Here is a 20,099-nt window from a genome sequence, read left to right on the forward strand (position 1 = left end):
GATGATGGCCTCCGAAAACAAAACACCCTGCGAAAGCGTAGCCCTCGCAGGGTGTGGGGGTGACCATCTCATTAAACGGCCCCTGCTCTATATAAGAAGCAGGGGCCGTTTCGGTGTGGCGTCAGACCTTGTTACTTGCGATCTTCCAGCTTGGTGATGTCACGCGACTCGTAGCCGGTGTACAACTGGCGTGGGCGACCGATCTTGTACGGGCTGGAGAGCATCTCCTTCCAGTGGGAGATCCAGCCGACGGTCCGCGCCAGGGCGAAGATCACGGTGAACATGCTGGTTGGAATGCCGATCGCCTTGAGGATGATCCCCGAGTAGAAGTCGACGTTCGGGTACAGCGAGCGCTCGATGAAGTAAGGATCGGTCAGGGCGATCTCTTCCAGGCGCATGGCCAGTTCGAGTTGCGGATCGTTCTTGATCCCCAGTTCCTTGAGCACTTCGTCGCAGGTCTGCTTCATGACGGTGGCGCGCGGGTCGCGGTTCTTGTAGACCCGGTGACCGAAGCCCATCAGCTTGAACGGATCGTTCTTGTCCTTGGCCTTGGCAATGAACTTGTCGATGTTCGAGACATCGCCGATTTCATCGAGCATGGTCAGTACCGCTTCGTTGGCACCGCCGTGGGCCGGGCCCCAGAGTGCGGCGATACCGGCGGCGATACAGGCGAACGGGTTGGCACCCGAAGAGCCGGCCAGGCGCACGGTGGACGTGGAGGCGTTCTGCTCGTGGTCGGCGTGGAGGATGAAGATCCGGTCCATGGCCTTGGCGAGCACCGGGCTGATCGGTTTGATCTCGCACGGGGTGTTGAACATCATATGCAGGAAGTTCTCTGCATAGTTCAGGTCGTTGCGTGGGTACATCATGGGCTGGCCCATGGAGTACTTGTAGACCATCGCTGCCAGGGTCGGCATCTTCGCCACCAGGCGGACCGCGGAAATCTCGCGATGCTGGGGGTTATTGATGTCCAGGGAGTCGTGGTAGAACGCCGAGAGGGCGCCGACGACACCGCACATGACGGCCATCGGGTGGGCGTCGCGACGGAAGCCGTTGAAGAAGCTCTTCAGTTGTTCGTGAACCATCGTGTGGTTCTTCACGGTGCTGACGAACCGGGCCTTTTGCTCTGCGGTTGGCAGCTCGCCGTTGAGCAGCAGGTAGCAGGTTTCCAGGTAGTCCGATTTTTCAGCCAGTTGCTCGATCGGGTAGCCGCGGTGCAGCAGGATGCCGTTATCGCCGTCGATATAGGTGATCTTCGACTCGCACGAAGCGGTCGACATGAACCCTGGGTCGAAGGTGAAGCGGCCCGTGGCCGTCAGGCCGCGAACGTCGATTACATCGGGACCAACGGTGCCGGTTAAAATGGGCAGCTCGACGGGGGCTGCGCCCTCGATGATCAACTGCGCTTTTTTGTCAGCCATGTGGCCTCCTATTAATGCTTGAAATCATCAGACAGACCCCCCACGCAGGGCCCGCACCACTATAGTGAGATAAATCCGAAAGTCAATTTGCCTAAAGTCTTGCTCCAGAAGGCTTTAACCGGACTTTTTCCTCGAAATTGCCTGCCATTTACGCCTTTTGTCCCGTATGTGCAATGCGCTATTAGGGGAAGGTGAACGCGTTGTCATTAGTAGCCTAACTGTCTATACTCGGCCACCGACCGCCAGGGGCTTATGGGCCTGCTTTTCTGGGGGTCGTCACTCCCAGGGTGGTGAGTACCTGACCAGTGCGCGCCCCAACAACTTTGCCCTGATTGTTAGGGGCTCTTCAGTGTGAAAAAAAAGCCGTGAAAAGCCAACGACCTGTAAACCTAGACCTAAGGACCATCAAACTCCCAGTCACTGCTTACACGTCCATTCTTCACCGTATTTCCGGTGTCATCCTCTTCGTCAGCCTGGCCATCATGCTTTATGCATTGGACAAGTCGCTCGATTCGGAAGAAGGCTTCGGTCAGGTGAAAGCGTGTCTGACCAGTCCGCTAGCCAAGCTAGTGATTTGGGGCATCCTGTCCGCCTTGCTGTATCACTTGGTCGCCGGTGTGCGCCACTTGATCATGGACATGGGCATCGGTGAGACGCTGGAAGGCGGCAAGCTGGGCTCGAAAATCATTATCGCCGTGTCTGCGGTGCTGATCGTTCTGGCAGGAGTCTGGATATGGTAACCAACGTCACGAACCTCTCGCGTTCGGGCCTCTATGACTGGATGGCGCAGCGTGTGTCTGCGGTCGTTCTCGCGGCTTATTTCATTTTCCTGATCGGATATGTCATAGCAAACCCTGGCCTTGGCTACGCCCAATGGCATGAGCTGTTCGCACACAACGGAATGCGTATCTTCAGTCTGCTGGCGCTTGTCGCACTGGGCGCTCACGCCTGGGTGGGCATGTGGACCATTGCCACCGACTACCTGACGCCGATGGCGTTCGGTAAATCGGCGACTGCCGTACGTTTCCTCTTCCAGGCAGTATGCGGCGTCGCGATGTTCGCCTACTTCGTCTGGGGTGTGCAGATTCTTTGGGGTATCTGATTCATGGCTAACATTCCTACGATTTCTTTCGACGCCATCATCATTGGCGGCGGCGGCGCCGGCATGCGCGCAGCGCTGCAATTGGCACAGGGCGGCCACAAGACTGCGGTGATCACCAAGGTTTTTCCGACCCGTTCGCACACTGTTTCCGCCCAGGGCGGCATCACTTGCGCCATCGCTTCGGCCGACCCGAACGATGACTGGCGCTGGCACATGTACGATACCGTCAAGGGTTCCGACTACATCGGTGACCAGGACGCGATCGAATACATGTGTCAGGAAGGCCCGGCCGCGGTATTCGAGCTGGACCACATGGGCCTGCCGTTCTCGCGTACCGAAACCGGTCGTATCTACCAGCGTCCTTTCGGCGGTCAGTCAAAGGATTACGGCAAAGGCGGGCAGGCTGCCCGTACCTGCGCCGCGTCCGACCGTACCGGTCACGCGCTGCTGCACACTCTTTATCAGGGCAACCTGAAAGCCGGTACCACGTTCCTGAACGAGTACTACGCCGTTGACCTGGTGAAAAACCAGGACGGCGCGTTCGTCGGCGTGATCGCCATCTGCATCGAAACCGGCGAAACCACCTACATCCGTTCGAAAGCCACCGTGCTGGCGACCGGCGGTGCCGGCCGTATCTACGCATCCACCACCAACGCCCTGATCAACACCGGTGACGGCGTCGGCATGGCCCTGCGTGCTGGCGTACCGGTACAAGACATCGAAATGTGGCAGTTCCACCCAACCGGCATCGCCGGCGCCGGTGTACTGGTCACCGAAGGTTGCCGTGGTGAAGGCGGTTACCTGATCAACAAGCACGGCGAGCGTTTCATGGAGCGTTATGCTCCGAACGCCAAGGACCTTGCCGGTCGTGACGTGGTTGCCCGTTCGATGGTTAAAGAGATCATCGCCGGCAACGGTTGCGGTCCGAATGGCGACCACGTGATGCTCAAGCTCGACCACCTGGGCGAGGAAGTGCTGCACAGCCGCCTGCCAGGCATTTGCGAACTGTCCAAGACCTTCGCTCACGTCGATCCAGTGGTTGCGCCGGTTCCAGTCGTTCCAACCTGCCACTACATGATGGGCGGCGTAGCCACCAACATTCATGGCCAAGCCATCACCCAGAACGCCGAAGGCGTGGACGAAATCATCCCTGGCCTGTTCGCAGTGGGTGAAGTGGCTTGCGTATCGGTTCACGGTGCCAACCGCCTGGGCGGCAACTCGCTGCTCGACCTGGTGGTATTCGGTCGCGCTGCCGGCCTGCACTTGGAAAAAGCCCTGAGCGACGGCATCGAATACGACGACGCCACCGACGCCAACATCAATGCGGCCCTGGCGCGCCTGAACGCGCTGAACAACCGTACCGATGGCGAAGACGTGGCCACCCTGCGTCGCGAGCTGCAAAGCTGCATGCAGAACTACTTCGGTGTATTCCGTACCGGCGAATACATGCAGAAGGGCATTGCCCAGTTGGCGCAATTGCGTGAACGAATTGCCAACGTGAAGATCAACGATAAATCGCAGGCGTTCAACACTGCGCGTATCGAAGCGTTGGAGCTGCAAAACCTGCTGGAAGTGGCTGAAGCCACCGCGATCGCGGCCGAAGTGCGTAAAGAGTCCCGTGGTGCCCATGCCCGCGAAGACTACGAAGACCGTGACGACGAAAACTGGCTGTGCCACACCCTGTACTTCCCGGGTGAGAAACGCGTTGCCAAGCGTGCCGTGAACTTCTCGCCGAAGACTGTTCCGACTTTCGAACCTAAAGTCCGGACTTATTAAGGGTGGCCACTATGTTGCAAGTCAGTGTTTATCGTTACAACCCTGATCAGGACGCCGCGCCGTTCATGCAGGATTTCCAGGTCGATACCGGTGGTAAAGACCTGATGGTGCTGGACGTGCTGGCCCTGATCAAGGAACAGGACGAAGGTTTTTCCTATCGTCGCTCGTGCCGTGAGGGCGTTTGCGGCTCCGACGGCATGAACATCAACGGCAAGAACGGCCTGGCGTGCATCACGCCGCTGTCTGCCGTGGTCAAGGGCAACAAGCTGATCGTACGTCCGCTGCCAGGTTTGCCGGTTATCCGTGACCTGGTCGTCGATATGAGCATCTTCTACAAGCAATACGAGAAGGTGAAGCCATTCCTGCAGAACGACACGCCGGCTCCGGCCATCGAACGTCTGCAGTCCCCGGAAGAGCGTGAAAAGCTCGACGGTCTGTACGAGTGCATCCTGTGCGCCTGCTGCTCGACCTCGTGCCCGTCCTTCTGGTGGAACCCGGACAAATTCCTGGGCCCGGCCGCCCTGCTGCAAGCGTACCGCTTCCTGGCAGACAGCCGTGACACCAAGACGTCCGAGCGTCTGGCTGCACTGGATGACCCGTTCAGCGTATTCCGCTGCCGCGGGATCATGAACTGCGTCAACGTCTGCCCGAAAGGCCTGAACCCGACTAAGGCCATCGGTCACGTACGTAACATGCTGCTGCAAAGCGGCGTGTGATTCAGCTGCTGTACCCGTAGGACCGCTGTACCCGTAGAGGCTAAGGCGCGGGCTTCAACCCGCGTCATAGCTATAACCAGAGCAGCCGCCCACAAAGCGGCGGTTCTTTTATCTTGAAGAAATGAGACAAGCAGGGGAATCCGGGCTGGTACCCGGACTATCAGCATGATCCTTAGTGGCTTGTTTTAGTCGCTGCACTCGGACTTCTGCAAGTTGCTCGGTGTTCTTCGCCGGTGGTGCTCCCCTAATCGAGGGTGACCAAGCATGCAAGAAAGCGTGATGCAGCGCATGTGGAACAGTGCCCACCTTTCCGGTGGTAACGCTGCCTATGTGGAAGAGCTCTACGAGCTCTACCTGCACGACCCTAACGCTGTGCCAGAAGAATGGCGCACCTACTTTCAGAAGTTGCCGACCGAAGGCAACTCTGCCACCGATGTTTCGCACTCCACGATTCGCGATCATTTCGTGCTGCTGGCAAAGAACCAGCGCCGCGCCCAACCGGTTTCCGCCGGCAGCGTGAGCACTGAGCATGAGAAGAAGCAAGTTGAAGTGCTGCGATTGATCCAGGCCTACCGTATGCGTGGCCACCAGGCAGCCCAGCTTGACCCGCTGGGACTGTGGCAGCGTCCTGCACCTGCAGACCTGTCGATCAATCATTACGGCTTGACCAATGCCGATCTTGATACGACCTTCCGTGCCGGCGACCTGTTCATCGGCAAAGAGGAAGCGAGCCTACGCGAAATTCACGAAGCGTTGCAGCAGACATATTGCCGCACCATCGGCGCTGAATTCACGCACATCACCGATTCCGAGCAGCGCCAGTGGTTCCAGCAGCGTCTGGAAAGCGTGCGCGGTCGCCCAACGTACTCCGCCGACATCAAGACCCATGTGCTGGAGCGCGTGACGGCTGGTGAAGGCCTGGAGAAATACCTGGGTACCAAATACCCGGGCACCAAGCGTTTCGGCCTGGAAGGCGGCGAAAGCCTGATCCCGATGCTCGACGAGCTGATCCAGCGTTCCGGTTCCTACGGCACCAAGGAAGTGGTCATCGGCATGGCCCACCGTGGCCGCCTGAACGTGCTGGTCAACACCTTCGGCAAGAACCCGCGCGAGCTGTTCGACGAGTTCGAAGGCAAGAAGAAGGTCGAGCTGGGCTCCGGTGACGTGAAGTACCACCAGGGCTTCTCGTCCAACGTGATGACCACCGGCGGTGAAGTCCACCTGGCCATGGCATTCAACCCATCCCACCTGGAAATCGTTTCCCCGGTGGTCGAGGGGTCGGTTCGTGCCCGCCAGGATCGTCGCAACGACCCGACTGGCGAGAAGGTCCTGCCGATCTCCATCCACGGTGACGCGGCGTTCGCCGGCCAGGGCGTGGTCATGGAAACCTTCCAGATGTCGCAGACCCGCGGTTTCAAGACCGGCGGTACCGTGCACATCGTGATCAACAACCAGGTTGGTTTCACCATCAGCAACCCGCTGGACTCGCGTTCCACCGAGTACGCCACCGACGTCGCGAAGATGATCCAGGCGCCGATCCTCCATGTGAATGGCGATGATCCGGAAGCCGTGCTGTTCGTGACCCAACTGGCCATCGACTACCGCATGCAGTTCAAGCGTGACGTGGTGATCGACCTGGTTTGCTACCGTCGTCGTGGCCACAACGAAGCGGACGAGCCAAGCGGCACCCAGCCTCTGATGTATCAGCAGATCACCAAGCAGCGCACCACCCGCGAGCTGTATGCCGATCGCCTGATCCAGGCCGGTGTGCTCGACGCCGAGCGCGTCCAGGCCAAGGTCGACGAGTACCGCAGCGCGCTGGACAACGGTCTGCACGTGGTGAAAAGCCTGGTCAAGGAGCCGAACAAAGAGTTGTTCGTGGACTGGCGTCCATACCTGGGCCACGCCTGGACTGCACGTCACGACACGCGCTTCGACCTCAAGACCTTGCAGGAACTGTCCGCCAAGCTGCTGGAAATCCCGGAAGGCTTCGTGGTTCAGCGTCAGGTTGCGAAGATCTACGAAGACCGTCAGAAGATGCAAGCCGGCGGCCTGCCGATCAACTGGGGCTACGCCGAAACCATGGCGTACGCGACCCTGGCGTTCGAAGGTCACCCGATCCGCATGACCGGCCAGGACATCGGCCGCGGTACGTTCTCGCACCGTCATGCTGTCTTGCACAACCAGAAAGATGCCAGCACCTACATTCCGCTGAAGAACCTGTACGACGGTCAGCCGCTGTTCGATCTGTACGACTCGTTCCTTTCGGAAGAAGCCGTACTGGCGTTCGAATACGGTTACTCGACCACCACGCCAAACGCGCTGGTGATCTGGGAAGCCCAGTTCGGTGACTTCGCCAACGGTGCACAGGTCGTGATCGACCAGTTCATCACCAGTGGCGAGCACAAGTGGGGTCGTCTCTGCGGCCTGACCATGCTGCTGCCGCACGGCTACGAAGGCCAAGGCCCCGAGCACTCCTCGGCACGTCTTGAGCGCTACCTGCAACTGTGCGCCGAGCACAACATCCAGGTGTGCATGCCAACCACACCGGCTCAGATCTACCACTTGTTGCGTCGTCAGGTGATTCGCCCGCTGCGCAAGCCTCTGGTGGTCCTGACGCCGAAGTCGCTGTTGCGCCACAAGCTGGCCATCTCGACGCTCGAAGACCTGGCCGACGGTTCGTTCCATACCGTTATCCCGGAAATCGATGCCCTGGACCCGAAAAAGGTCGAGCGCGTTGTCCTGTGCAGCGGCAAGGTCTATTACGACCTGCTGGAAAAACGTCGTGCCGAAGGCCGTGAAGATATCGCCATCGTGCGTATCGAGCAGCTGTACCCATTCCCTGAGGACGACCTGAAGGAAGTCCTGGCGCCTTACACCAATGCCAAAGCGGCTGTCTGGTGTCAGGAAGAGCCGATGAACCAGGGTGCCTGGTACTGCAGCCAACACCACCTGCGTCGCAGCGTCGGCAACCTCAACAAGTCTCTCGTACTCGAGTACGCGGGCCGCGAGGCTTCTGCTGCACCTGCATGCGGTTACGCATCGATGCACGCCGAGCAGCAGGAACAACTGCTGCAAGACGCGTTTACCGTTTAACGCCTTCGCGCACCTGAAACCGAATTTAAGGAACCAAAGACAATGGCTATCGAGATCAAAGCCCCCACTTTCCCGGAATCGGTTGCCGATGGCACCGTTGCCACCTGGCACAAGCAACCGGGCGACGTCGTCAAGCGTGACGAACTGATCGTCGACATCGAGACCGACAAGGTCGTGCTGGAAGTCCTGGCGACTGCCGACGGCGTGCTGGGCGCTATCGTCAAGAACGAAGGCGACACCGTCCTGTCCGACGAAGTGCTGGGCTCGATCGTTGAAGGTGGCGCCGCTGCCGCCGCTCCGGCTGCCGCTGCTGCTCCAGCCGCTGCCCAGGCTGCTGCCCCTGCTGCCGATGGCGAAGACGACCCAGTCGCCGCGCCTGCCGCTCGCAAGATCGCAGAAGAAAACGGCATCAACATCGCTTCCGTTGCCGGCACCGGCAAGGGCGGTCGCGTGACCAAGGAAGACGTGGTAGCCGCCGTTGCCGCCAAGAAAGCCGCCCCGGCTGCCGCACCTGCCAAGGCTGCCGCCCCGGCCGCTGCCGCGCCGGTGTTCGCCGCTGGTGACCGCGTCGAGAAGCGCGTTCCGATGACCCGCCTGCGTGCCAAGGTTGCCGAGCGCCTGGTCGAAGCCCAGTCGAACATGGCGATGCTGACCACCTTCAACGAAGTCGACATGACCGAAGTCATGGCCCTGCGTTCGAAGTACAAGGATCTGTTCGAGAAGTCCCACAACGGCGTGCGCCTGGGCTTCATGTCGTTCTTCGTCAAGGCTGCCACCGAAGCGCTGAAACGCTTCCCGGCTGTCAACGCGTCGATCGACGGTTCCGACATCGTCTACCACGGCTATGCCGACATCGGTGTCGCGGTTTCCAGCGACCGTGGCCTGGTGGTTCCGGTACTGCGTAACGCCGAGCTGATGAGCCTGGCCGAAATCGAAGGCGGCATCGCCACCTTCGGCAAGAAGGCCCGTGACGGCAAGCTGTCCATCGAAGAAATGACCGGCGGTACGTTCACCATCACCAACGGTGGTACATTCGGTTCGATGATGTCGACTCCGATCGTCAACCCGCCGCAAGCGGCAATCCTGGGCATGCACAACATCATCCAGCGTCCGATGGCCATCAACGGCCAGGTCGTGATCCGCCCGATGATGTACCTGGCACTGTCCTACGATCACCGTCTGATCGATGGCAAAGAAGCTGTAACCTTCCTGGTGACCATCAAGAACCTGCTGGAAGATCCGGCTCGTCTGTTGCTGGATATCTGATAGAAGCAGCCATGAGCTGCAAGTTCCAGGCTGCGTGAAACGGCGGCCTGGCTTGTGGCTTGCGGCTTGAAGCTTTTCGCTAAAGAGGATTTTTTGAATGTCGCAGAAATTTGACGTAGTAGTGATCGGTGCTGGCCCTGGCGGCTACGTGGCTGCCATCAAGGCCGCGCAACTCGGTCTGAGCACTGCCTGCATCGAGAAGTACACCGATGCCGAAGGCAAGCAAGCCCTGGGCGGCACCTGCCTGAACGTAGGCTGCATTCCTTCCAAGGCACTGCTGGACAGCTCCTGGAAATACAAGGAAGCGAAAGAAAGCTTCAACGTCCATGGTATCTCCACCGGCGAAGTCAAGATGGACGTCGCTGCGATGGTTGGCCGCAAGGCTGGCATCGTCAAGAACCTGACTGGCGGCGTTGCCACCCTGTTCAAGGCCAACGGCGTGACTTCGATCCAGGGCCACGGCAAGCTGTTGCTGGGCAAGAAGGTCGAAGTGACCAAGCCAGACGGTTCGGTTGAAGTGATCGAGGCCGAGAACGTCATCCTGGCACCGGGCTCGCGTCCGATCGACATCCCGCCTGCACCGGTTGACCAGAACGTCATCGTCGACTCCACTGGCGCCCTGGAATTCCAGGCTGTGCCTAAGCGCCTGGGTGTGATCGGCGCTGGCGTGATCGGCCTGGAACTGGGTTCGGTCTGGTCGCGCCTGGGTGCACAAGTGACCGTCCTGGAAGCCCTCGACACGTTCCTGATGGCCGCCGACACCGCTGTTTCCAAGGAAGCGCTGAAAACCCTGACCAAGCAGGGCCTGGACATCAAGCTGGGCGCCCGCGTGACCGGCTCCAAGGTCAACGGCGAAGAAGTCGTGGTGAACTACACCGACGCCAATGGCGAGCAAACCATCACTTTCGACAAACTGATCGTCGCGGTTGGCCGTCGTCCGGTGACCACCGACCTGCTGGCTGCTGACAGCGGCGTGGAAATCGACGAGCGCGGTTTCCTCAAAGTTGACGATTACTGCGCCACCACCGTACCGGGCGTCTACGCCATCGGTGACGTGGTTCGTGGCATGATGCTGGCCCACAAGGCTTCGGAGGAGGGCATCATGGTCGTCGAGCGCATCAAGGGCCATAAAGCCCAGATGAACTACGACCTGATCCCATCGGTCATCTACACCCACCCGGAAATCGCATGGGTCGGTAAAACCGAGCAGGCCTTGAAAGCCGAAGGTGTTGAGGTTAACGTCGGCACCTTCCCGTTCGCCGCCAGTGGCCGCGCCATGGCAGCCAACGATACCGGCGGTTTCGTGAAAGTCATTGCCGATGCCAAGACGGATCGCGTACTGGGTGTTCACGTCATCGGCCCAAGCGCTGCCGAGCTGGTACAGCAAGGCGCGATCGGCATGGAATTCGGCACCAGCGCTGAAGACCTGGGCATGATGGTCTTCTCCCATCCGACCCTGTCCGAAGCCTTGCACGAAGCGGCCCTGGCCGTGAACGGCGGCGCCATCCACGTGGCCAACCGCAAGAAGCGTTAATCAATAATAAGAAACCACGGCGGTTCGGCCCGTCGTGAGCCTTGCGCGCAAGACTCACCGCGGAATGTCCGCTGGACGCAGTCTTGCGTAGCTGGACCGGTTCACCGGAAGGCTACGCAAGCAGCAGTCACAGGTGGTGCGGCACTGGAACGGTGCAGCACCGAATGCGCAGTACCTAAACGAAGACGGTAATAAGCATGAATCTTCACGAGTATCAGGGTAAGCAGCTGTTCGCTGAGTACGGCCTGCCAGTATCCACAGGCTACGCGGTAGACACCCCGGAAGCAGCAGCAGAAGCTTGCGACAAAATCGGCGGCAGCGAGTGGGTTGTCAAAGCCCAGGTTCACGCCGGTGGTCGCGGTAAAGCGGGCGGCGTCAAGCTGGTTCGCAGCAAAGAAGACGCCAAGGCCTTCGCACAGCAGTGGCTGGGCAAGCGTCTGGTGACTTACCAGACTGATGCCAACGGTCAGCCAGTCACCAAGATCCTGGTTGAATCGTGCACTGATATCGCTAAAGAGCTGTACCTGGGCGCTGTCGTTGACCGTTCGAGCCGCCGCATCGTGTTCATGGCTTCCACCGAAGGTGGCGTGGACATCGAGAAAATCGCCCACGACACCCCTGAGAAAATCCTCAAGGCCACTATCGATCCACTGGTTGGCGCACAGCCATTCCAGGGTCGTGAGCTGGCATTCCAGCTGGGTCTGGAAGGCAAGCAGGTTGCTCAGTTCGCCAAGATCTTCGTTGGCCTGGCCAAGCTGTTCCAGGATCACGACCTGGCCCTGCTGGAAGTCAACCCGCTGGTGATCAAGGCCGACGGCGACCTGCACTGCCTCGATGCCAAGATCAACATCGACGCCAACGCCATGTACCGTCAGCCTAAGCTGAAGACTTTCCACGATCCGTCGCAAGACGATCCGCGCGAAGCGCACGCTGCCAAGTTCGAACTGAACTACGTAGCCCTGGAAGGTAACATCGGCTGCATGGTCAACGGTGCCGGCCTGGCCATGGGTACCATGGACATCGTCAACCTGCACGGCGGCAAGCCAGCCAACTTCCTCGACGTAGGCGGTGGTGCTACCAAGGAACGCGTAACCGAAGCCTTCAAGATCATCCTGTCCGACACCAACGTCGCCGCAGTACTGGTCAACATCTTCGGCGGCATCGTTCGCTGCGACATGATTGCCGAAGGCATCATCGGCGCCGTGAAAGAAGTCGGCGTGAAAATCCCGGTTGTTGTTCGCCTCGAAGGCAACAACGCTGAGCTGGGCGCTAAAGTACTGGCAGAAAGCGGTTTGAACATCATCGCTGCTACCAGCCTGACCGACGCTGCTCAACAAGTTGTTAAAGCTGCGGAGGGCAAATAATGAGCGTCCTGATCAATAAAGACACCAAGGTTATCTGCCAGGGTATCACCGGTTCGCAGGGTAGCTTCCACACTCAGCAAGCCATCGAGTACGGCACCCAGATGGTGGGCGGCGTGACTCCAGGCAAAGGCGGCACCGAGCACCTGGGCCTGCCAGTGTTCAACACCGTGAAAGACGCTGTAGCCGCCACTGGCGCCACCGCCAGCGTGATCTACGTTCCAGCTCCTTTCTGCAAGGACTCGATCCTGGAAGCTGCTTTCGGCGGCATCAAGCTGATCGTCTGCATCACCGAAGGCATCCCGACCATCGACATGCTGGAAGCCAAGGTCAAGTGCGACGAGCTGGGTATCACCCTGATCGGCCCTAACTGCCCAGGCGTGATCACTCCAGGCGAATGCAAGATCGGCATCATGCCAGGTCACATTCACTTGCCAGGCAAGGTCGGTATCGTTTCCCGTTCCGGCACCCTGACCTACGAAGCTGTGAAGCAGACCACTGACGCCGGTTTCGGTCAGTCGACTTGCGTCGGCATCGGCGGTGACCCGATCCCAGGCTCCAACTTCATCGACATCCTGAAGCTGTTCCAGGAAGACCCGAAGACCGAAGCGATCGTGATGATCGGTGAGATCGGCGGTTCGGCTGAAGAAGAAGCGGCTGCCTTCATCAAGGCAAACGTGACCAAGCCGGTTGTTTCCTACATCGCAGGTGTGACTGCTCCTCCGGGCAAGCGCATGGGCCATGCTGGCGCAATCATCTCTGGCGGCAAAGGCACTGCAGACGAGAAGTTCGCTGCACTGCAAGACGCAGGCGTGAAAACCGTGCGTTCGCTGGCAGACATCGGCAAGGCCCTGGCCGAGCTGACTGGCTGGGAAATGAAGAAGTAAGCTTCGGCTGACTTTTTGTTCCAGCAACAGAGGCCACCTTCGGGTGGCCTCTGTCGTTTTCGGGAGCAGGACCTGTGGCTCCCTCGCCACAGGTTCTGCGCAGGAAAAATAGATACGTAAACGCGACAAGAGGCTGTCGCGCATCGGATAGTTCGCCCCTTAACAGTGCGTTTTTCCCATAAATTCGTTAGGCTGTCCGCGATTTTCTGCGGCTGCTGCCCACAAGGACGCGACGCGCTAACCGGGTCGGTCTTATACGGATCGACAGCATTTCCCTCACCCATAAGGGAAATCCCTCTCTAAATTCCGATTCAGTAGTGTGGTTTCCTTAATGAAAGCGTTGAAAGGCCAGGATGTCCTGGCGCTTGGTTTCATGACTTTTGCCCTGTTCGTCGGGGCTGGCAACATCATCTTCCCTCCTATCGTCGGTTTGCAGTCCGGACCTCATGTCTGGATGGCGGCGCTGGGTTTCCTGATTACCGCGGTCGGGCTGCCGGTCGTCACCGTCGTCGCGCTGGCCAAGGTCGGTGGCGCGATGGACGCCCTGAGCAGCCCCATCGGCAAGCTCGCTGGTGGCGTGTTGGCGGCGGTGTGCTACCTGGCGGTCGGCCCGCTGTTCGCCACCCCACGTACGGCTACCGTCTCCTTCGAAGTCGGCCTGGCGCCGCTGACCGGCGAGAGCCCGCTGGCACTGTTCCTCTACAGCGCGGTGTATTTCCTGGTGGTGTTCTTCATCTCGCTTTACCCAGGCCGCTTGCTGGACACCGTCGGACGTTTCCTCGCCCCGCTGAAGATCATCGCCCTGGCCGTGCTGGGCATCGCCGCGTTTGCCCTGCCGGCCGGTGACATCGGCGTGGCGACCCCCGAGTATGTGGCGGCACCGTTCTCCCAAGGCTTCATCAATGGCTACCTGACCATGGACACCTTGGGCGCCTTGGTGTTTGGCATCGTCATCGTGAACGCGATCCGTTCCCGTGGTGTCGAGTCGCCAGCCTTGATCACCCGCTACGCCATCATCGCCGGACTGATCGCCGGGGTGGGCCTGGCGCTGGTCTATGTCAGTCTGTTCCGCCTCGGTTCGGGCAGCCATGCAGTGGCGGTGGGCGCGACCAACGGCGCGGCGGTGCTGCATGCCTACGTGCAGCACACGTTCGGTAACCTGGGCAGTGGTTTCCTCGCCGTGCTGATTTCCCTCGCGTGCCTGGTAACCGCGGTCGGCCTGACATGCGCCTGCGCGGAGTACTTCAGCCGCATCCTGCCGCTGTCCTACAAGACCTTGGTGGTGATCCTGGCGGCGTTTTCGCTGCTGGTGTCCAACCTGGGCCTGACCAAGCTGATCGCCTTCTCGATTCCGGTCCTGACCGCTATCTATCCGCCGTGCATCGCCCTGGTCGCCTTGAGCTTCTGCAAGGACTTCTGGCACGAGCAGGGGCGCATCGTCGGTCCGGTGATGCTGGTGTCGTTCCTGTTTGGCCTGATCGATGCGCTCAAGGGCGCTGGACTGGCGGACTGGATGCCGGCACAACTGGCCCACCTGCCGCTGAGCGAGCAAGGCCTGGCCTGGCTGGTGCCATCGGTCATGACCCTGGCGGTCGCCGTGGTGTGTGACCGTCTGTTGGGCAAGCGCAGCGAAGCCTTGGCGTAAGCGGTTATCCACAGCCTCACTGGTTATACCGAAATGCCCCGTATCAATTGATACGGGGCATTTTTTTCAGGTGCAGTGTCTTTTTCCATGGACTAACGTCGAAGCAGTGCCTCGAAAGGCTTACACAAAGACCCACAAGGAATTGCATGCCATTCATCCAAGCCAATCTGATCCATCTTCTGGCCGCCGCCTGGTTCATCACCTGCTGGGCGGGCTATACCCGTTATGCCACCTGGAAGGCACGCGACACCGCGTGCCTGGCCAGTGTGATGCACCTGTACCGCGAAGACTGGATGCGCCGCATGTTGCTGCGCGAAAACCGCATCGCCGACGCCAGCGTGATCGGCAACCTGGAGCGCAACGCGTCATTCTTCGCGTCCAGTACGCTGATTATCCTCGCCGGCATCCTGACGGTCCTCGGGGCCTCTGATCGGGCGGTGTCGCTGCTGGCGGACCTGCCGTTGGTGCAGCAGGCCTCCCAGGGCATGGCGGAACTCAAGTTGCTGTGCCTGGCACTGGTGTTTGTCTATGCCTTCTTCACCTTCAGCTGGTGCATGCGCCAATACAATTTCGCGGCGGTGTTGGTGGGGTCGGCGCCGATGATCGGTGAACGTCATGTCTCGGAGCAGGAGCGCAAGGCTTTTGCACTGCGGGCGGCACGGGTTATTTCGATGGCGGCCAACCAGTTCAACTTCGGCCTGCGCTCTTATTATTTCGGCATGACCATGTTGGCCTGGTTTGTCAGCCCGTGGTTATTCATGTTGATGAGTGCCGGTGTGGTGTTTGTGCTCTATCAACGTGAATTTCATTCCGATGTGCTGGATGTCATGGTCTATACGCCAACGGAAGTGCCGATACCGGAAGTTGGCAAGGATGCAACCTGACAGAAACGCCAATCTGTCCAGGCTCCAGGCAAAAGAAAACCCGCACCAGGCGGGTTTTCTTTTGTGGCTAAGGATTGAACGAAAAGTCGCCGAGCGGTGATTAGGCAAGGCGAAAACAGGCGAGGAAGCGCAGTTTACTGATTGTAAATGAGCATTCCGAGCCTGTTTTCAACGCAGCATGATCATCGCGCAGGCACTTTTCGTTCAAAACCTAAAACCGTATCAGTTGGTCTTAGGCGCGGTGGCAGGGGCTTGTTCCTGCGTGGCGGCTTTGTTCGATTCGGCCTGATCTTTGGCGGCTTCGGCGTTTTCTTTCGCCGCGTCGTTCACTTTATCCTGTGCTTTGTTCATGTCTTGCTGAGCTTGCTCAGCATGTTGTTGGGCATCTTGAGCCTTGTCCTCGGATTTCTTGTCGCAGGCGGCGAGGCCGAGGGAGGCGGCCAACATCAAGGCAATAGCTAAAGTCTTACGCATGGGGTGTTTCTCCTTATGGAAGTAACTACTGGCCTTTTGAGCACACCCCCTCAGGTTAAGTTCCTCTTTTGCGACAGATATATAACTTTGCACCACAGCGGAACTTTATGGCGTACGCCTGTTTTCCGGCACCCGTAGAAAAAGGGCATTGATGAAATGGCTGAAGATCCCGTTTTTGAGCGTGCGACACGCTTTTTATCCGCATTGAGGCATTGCCAGGTGCTGGGCTTGAAGTTGCACAGTGCCAGTCGAGACGGACTGACGGTCGTCCTGCCGTTCAGCCCGCAGATCGTTGACAACCCCCTGACGGGCATTATCCACGGCGGGGCGTTGACCTCACTGATGGACACGGCGTGTGGCATGTCGACCTTGTGCGTGCTGCCGCAGTTCGAGGTCTGTCCGACCCTGGACCTGCGCATCGACTATATGCACGCCGCCGAGCCCCATAAGGACGTCTATGGTTTTGCACAATGCTACCGGGTCACTCCAGACGTGATTTTCACCCGCGGGTTCGCCTATCAGGATGACCCCGAACAGCCCATCGCCCATGTGGTCGGCACGTTCATGCGCCTGGGCCAGCATGCCCGTGGCCTTACAAAAGGAGGCCCGATGGCCGTCGTGGACAAATCATGACCGAGATTACCCAAGAACGACTGCGCCAGGCCTGTGAGCAGGGCGACTACGGATTGCTGCTGGCATCGATTCCCTATGCACAACTGATCGGCATCCAATGCACGCGCCAAGGCGATGAACTGCTGTTTTGCCTGCCGGCCAACAAGGACAACATTGGCAACCCTTTGCTGCCCGCGATCCACGGCGGGGTCATCGCCGGGTTCATGGAACTGGCGGCTGCCGTTCATCTGTTGATCGCCATCGGTGTGACGAGCGTGCCGAAAATCATCGATTTCTCCCTGGATTACCTGCGCGCCGGGCAGTTTCGCGACACCTACGCCAGATGCCAGGTGTGGCGCCAAGGGCGGCGGGTGGCGAACGTTGCGATCACCGCCTGGCAAGACGTCGAGGCCGAACCCATCGCCACCGCCCGGGCGCATTTCAAGGTGCAGGAGCCTGCGAAAACAGCCCGCCCTTGAAATCACCAGCGTTGCCCCCACCTTGTGGACATCCCGCCGCCAATCTCAGCGAGGCGGACACCACCATCCACTTGGAGTTTGATGACCATGAGCGTGGAAACTCAAAAGGAAACCCTGGGCTTCCAGACCGAGGTGAAGCAACTGCTGCACCTGATGATTCACTCGCTGTATTCGAATAAGGAAATCTTCCTTCGCGAGCTGATTTCGAACGCCTCTGATGCCGTCGACAAATTACGTTTCGAAGCGCTGTCCAAGCCTGAGCTGCTCGAAGGCGGCGCCGAGCTGAAAATCCGTGTGAGCTTCGACAAGGACGCCAAGACCGTCACCCTCGAAGACAATGGCATCGGCATGAGCCGCGAAGAGGTGATCGCACACCTGGGCACCATAGCCAAGTCCGGTACCGCCGACTTCATGAAAAACCTGTCTGGCGACCAGAAGAAAGATTCCCACCTGATCGGCCAGTTCGGTGTCGGTTTCTACTCTGCGTTCATCGTTGCCGACCATGTCGAAGTCTTTACCCGCCGTGCCGGCCTCGCTGCGAGCGAAGGCGTGCACTGGTCCTCCAAGGGCGAGGGCGAATTCGAAGTCGCCACTCTCGACAAGGCGGATCGCGGTACTCGCATCGTGCTGCACCTCAAGTCCGGCGAAGACGAATTCGCCGATGGCTGGCGTCTGCGCAACATCGTCAAGAAGTACTCCGACCATATCGCGCTGCCGATCGAGCTGCCGAAGGAAGTCAGCGCTGCTGAAGGCGAAGCAAAGCCTGAAGTGGAATGGGAAACCGTCAACCGCGCCAGTGCCCTGTGGACTCGCCCACGCACCGAGGTGAAGGACGAAGAGTACCAAGAGTTCTACAAGCACATCGCCCATGATTTCGAGAACCCGCTGAGCTGGAGCCATAACAAGGTCGAAGGCAAGCTGGAGTACAACTCGCTGCTGTACGTACCGGCCCGTGCGCCGTTCGACCTGTACCAGCGCGAAGCGCCACGCGGCCTGAAGCTGTACGTGCAGCGGGTGTTCGTGATGGACCAGGCCGAATCGTTCCTGCCGCTGTACCTGCGCTTCATCAAGGGCGTGGTGGATTCCAACGATTTGTCGCTGAACGTTTCGCGGGAAATCCTGCAGAAAGATCCGATCATCGATTCCATGAAGTCGGCACTGACCAAGCGCGTGCTGGACATGTTGGAAAAACTGGCGAAGAACGAACCTGAGCAGTACAAGGGCTTCTGGAAAAACTTCGGCCAGGTGATGAAGGAAGGCCCGGCCGAGGACTTCGCCAACAAAGAGAAAATCGCCGGCCTGCTGCGCTTCGCCTCGACCCAGGGTGACGATGGTGAGCAGATCGTTGGCCTGGCCGACTACCTGGCCCGTGCCAAGGAAGGTCAGGACAAGATCTACTACCTGACCGGTGAAACTTATGCACAGGTCAAGAACAGCCCGCACCTGGAAGTCTTCCGCAAGAAAGGCATCGAAGTGCTGCTGCTGACCGACCGCATCGACGAGTGGCTGATGAGCTACCTCAACGAGTTTGACGGCAAGAGCTTTGTCGACGTTGCCCGTGGCGACCTCGACCTCGGCAACCTGGATTCGGAAGAAGACAAGAAAGCCGCCGAGGAAATCGCCAAGAGCAAGGAAGGCCTGGTGGAGCGCATCAAGACAGCCTTGGGTGAGGCGGTCAGCGAAGTGCGTGTGTCTCACCGCCTGACCGACTCCCCGGCGATCCTGGCCATCGGTGAGCAGGACCTGGGCCTGCAAATGCGTCAGATCCTCGAGGCTAGCGGCCAGAAGGTGCCGGATTCCAAGCCGATCTTCGAATTCAACCCGGCTCACCCGCTGGTGGAGAAACTGGACAGCGAACAGAGCGAGGAGCGTTTCGGCGACCTGTCGCACATCCTGTTCGACCAGGCGGCCCTGGCGGCTGGCGACAGCCTGAAGGACCCGGCGGCCTATGTGCGCCGCCTGAACAAGCTGTTGGTTGAGCTGTCAGCTTAATCAAGTGAAGACAAAACCCGCTTTGGCGGGTTTTGTCATTTTTGGGGTTCACTCAACGAGGAGTCCGTCATGAGTCAGGTTACGGTTCGTTCGCTGGTTTATCAGATCGAAGGTCAAGCCTATGAAGGCCGCCTGGCCTTCGATGCCAATCAACAAGGCCCGCGTCCGGGGCTGCTGATGGCGCCCAATTGGATGGGCGTGGGGGCGGGTGCCGAAGAACTCGCCAAGTCGGTGGCGGCCAACGGCTATGTGGTGCTGATCGCCGACCTGTATGGGCAGGCGGTGCGCCCGGCTAACGCCGATGAAGCGGGGGCGGCGATGATGCCCCTGAAGAACGACCGGGCCCTGTTACGCAAGCGCATGCAGGCGGCATTCGAGCAGTTGCAGAGCCAGGGCGAAGCGCCGGTCGATGTTTCGAAACTGGCAACGTTCGGCTTCTGCTTCGGGGGGTGCTGTGCCCTGGAGCTGGCCCGCAGCGGCGCGCCACTGAAGGCCGCGGTCTCGTTCCACGGCACCTTGGACACGCCGAATCCGGCGGATGCCCGGAACATCAAGGGTTCGGTATTGGTGATGCACGGCGCTTCGGATCCGTTGGTGCCCAAGGAACAGCTGCCGGCCTTCGAAGCTGAAATGAACGCCGCCGGGGTGGACTGGCAGTTGTTGAGCTACGGTGGCGCGGTGCATTCGTTTACCGATCCGCAGGCCAATGTGCCGGGCAAGATGATGTACAACCCCAAGGTCGCCGCGCGGGCGTTCAGGTCGATGCATAATTTGCTGGATGAGGTGTTCAAGGAGTGAGCGCCTGACTGCTTCATGGCAATCAGCTTAGGCACATATCGCTGGGATCCTGTGGG

At 59.4% G+C, this 20,099-nt stretch carries 17 protein-coding genes; 15 read left to right on the forward strand and 2 right to left on the reverse strand.

Features of this window, described 5'->3' with window-relative positions; translation table 11 throughout:
• Positions 1–131 precede the first annotated feature (131 nt).
• Complete coding sequence (gene gltA, locus N4Q37_RS25705; protein WP_260962950.1) at positions 132–1,421, reverse strand: citrate synthase; 1,290 nt, start codon at positions 1,419–1,421, stop codon at positions 132–134.
• A 365-nt stretch (positions 1,422–1,786) separates the two neighbouring features.
• On the opposite strand from gltA, the gene sdhC reads away from it, so the two are divergent.
• The 11 genes from sdhC (at position 1,787) to N4Q37_RS25760 (ending at position 15,688) form a co-directional block, all read left to right on the forward strand.
• Positions 1,787–2,161, forward strand: a complete 375-nt coding sequence (sdhC, locus tag N4Q37_RS25710) for a succinate dehydrogenase, cytochrome b556 subunit (RefSeq protein WP_003179220.1) — start codon at positions 1,787–1,789, stop codon at positions 2,159–2,161.
• Complete coding sequence (sdhD, locus tag N4Q37_RS25715; protein ID WP_260962954.1) at positions 2,155–2,523, forward strand: succinate dehydrogenase, hydrophobic membrane anchor protein; 369 nt, start codon at positions 2,155–2,157, stop codon at positions 2,521–2,523. Before sdhC ends, sdhD begins: the two co-directional genes overlap by 7 nt.
• A gap of 3 nt (positions 2,524–2,526) precedes the next feature.
• Positions 2,527–4,299 carry a succinate dehydrogenase flavoprotein subunit gene (gene sdhA, locus N4Q37_RS25720; protein WP_260962956.1) on the forward strand — a complete coding sequence of 591 codons (1,773 nt, stop codon included), beginning with the start codon at positions 2,527–2,529 and terminating at the stop codon, positions 4,297–4,299.
• An 11-nt stretch (positions 4,300–4,310) separates the two neighbouring features.
• Entirely contained in the window at positions 4,311–5,015 is a 705-nt protein-coding gene (locus N4Q37_RS25725; RefSeq protein ID WP_024780617.1) for a succinate dehydrogenase iron-sulfur subunit, read from the forward strand.
• 264 nt (positions 5,016–5,279) lie between these two features.
• Complete coding sequence (locus N4Q37_RS25730) at positions 5,280–8,111, forward strand: 2-oxoglutarate dehydrogenase E1 component (RefSeq protein ID WP_260962961.1); 2,832 nt, start codon at positions 5,280–5,282, stop codon at positions 8,109–8,111.
• 42 nt (positions 8,112–8,153) lie between these two features.
• Positions 8,154–9,377, forward strand: coding sequence for a 2-oxoglutarate dehydrogenase complex dihydrolipoyllysine-residue succinyltransferase (odhB, locus tag N4Q37_RS25735; protein WP_260962962.1), 1,224 nt, complete (start codon positions 8,154–8,156; stop codon positions 9,375–9,377).
• A 97-nt stretch (positions 9,378–9,474) separates the two neighbouring features.
• Positions 9,475–10,911 carry a dihydrolipoyl dehydrogenase gene (gene lpdA, locus N4Q37_RS25740; protein ID WP_260962965.1) on the forward strand — a complete coding sequence of 479 codons (1,437 nt, stop codon included), beginning with the start codon at positions 9,475–9,477 and terminating at the stop codon, positions 10,909–10,911.
• A gap of 197 nt (positions 10,912–11,108) precedes the next feature.
• The gene (sucC, locus tag N4Q37_RS25745; protein WP_130203743.1) at positions 11,109–12,275 is read left to right on the forward strand and encodes an ADP-forming succinate--CoA ligase subunit beta; all 1,167 of its coding nucleotides are present in this window, start codon (positions 11,109–11,111) and stop codon (positions 12,273–12,275) included.
• Complete coding sequence (sucD, locus tag N4Q37_RS25750) at positions 12,275–13,159, forward strand: succinate--CoA ligase subunit alpha (RefSeq protein WP_053149972.1); 885 nt, start codon at positions 12,275–12,277, stop codon at positions 13,157–13,159. The genes sucC and sucD overlap by 1 nt, the downstream gene beginning before the upstream one ends.
• A 331-nt stretch (positions 13,160–13,490) precedes the next feature.
• Complete coding sequence (brnQ, locus tag N4Q37_RS25755; protein WP_260962969.1) at positions 13,491–14,804, forward strand: branched-chain amino acid transport system II carrier protein; 1,314 nt, start codon at positions 13,491–13,493, stop codon at positions 14,802–14,804.
• A gap of 146 nt (positions 14,805–14,950) precedes the next feature.
• Positions 14,951–15,688, forward strand: coding sequence for a DUF599 domain-containing protein (locus N4Q37_RS25760; RefSeq protein WP_260962971.1), 738 nt, complete (start codon positions 14,951–14,953; stop codon positions 15,686–15,688).
• A 222-nt stretch (positions 15,689–15,910) separates the two neighbouring features.
• Here the strand turns inward: N4Q37_RS25760 and N4Q37_RS25765 are convergent, their stop codons facing one another.
• Positions 15,911–16,162, reverse strand: coding sequence for a hypothetical protein (locus N4Q37_RS25765; RefSeq protein WP_260962973.1), 252 nt, complete (start codon positions 16,160–16,162; stop codon positions 15,911–15,913).
• A 156-nt stretch (positions 16,163–16,318) separates the two neighbouring features.
• On the opposite strand from N4Q37_RS25765, the gene N4Q37_RS25770 reads away from it, so the two are divergent.
• The 4 genes from N4Q37_RS25770 to N4Q37_RS25785 all read left to right on the forward strand — a co-directional run bounded on the left by N4Q37_RS25770 (position 16,319) and on the right by N4Q37_RS25785 (position 20,043).
• On the forward strand, positions 16,319–16,795 hold the full coding sequence (locus N4Q37_RS25770; RefSeq protein ID WP_260962975.1) for a PaaI family thioesterase: 477 nt from the start codon (positions 16,319–16,321) through the stop codon (positions 16,793–16,795).
• Positions 16,792–17,253: a PaaI family thioesterase gene (locus N4Q37_RS25775; RefSeq protein WP_260962977.1), complete on the forward strand. Its 462-nt coding sequence runs from the start codon at positions 16,792–16,794 to the stop codon at positions 17,251–17,253. The genes N4Q37_RS25770 and N4Q37_RS25775 overlap by 4 nt, the downstream gene beginning before the upstream one ends.
• A gap of 87 nt (positions 17,254–17,340) precedes the next feature.
• The gene (gene htpG / locus N4Q37_RS25780) at positions 17,341–19,245 is read left to right on the forward strand and encodes a molecular chaperone HtpG (RefSeq protein WP_260962979.1); all 1,905 of its coding nucleotides are present in this window, start codon (positions 17,341–17,343) and stop codon (positions 19,243–19,245) included.
• A gap of 69 nt (positions 19,246–19,314) precedes the next feature.
• Entirely contained in the window at positions 19,315–20,043 is a 729-nt protein-coding gene (locus tag N4Q37_RS25785; protein ID WP_260962980.1) for a dienelactone hydrolase family protein, read from the forward strand.
• The last annotated feature ends 56 nt before the right edge of the window (positions 20,044–20,099 follow it).

The organism is Pseudomonas citri (assembly GCF_025336485.1).
Taxonomy (GTDB): domain Bacteria; phylum Pseudomonadota; class Gammaproteobacteria; order Pseudomonadales; family Pseudomonadaceae; genus Aquipseudomonas; species Aquipseudomonas citri.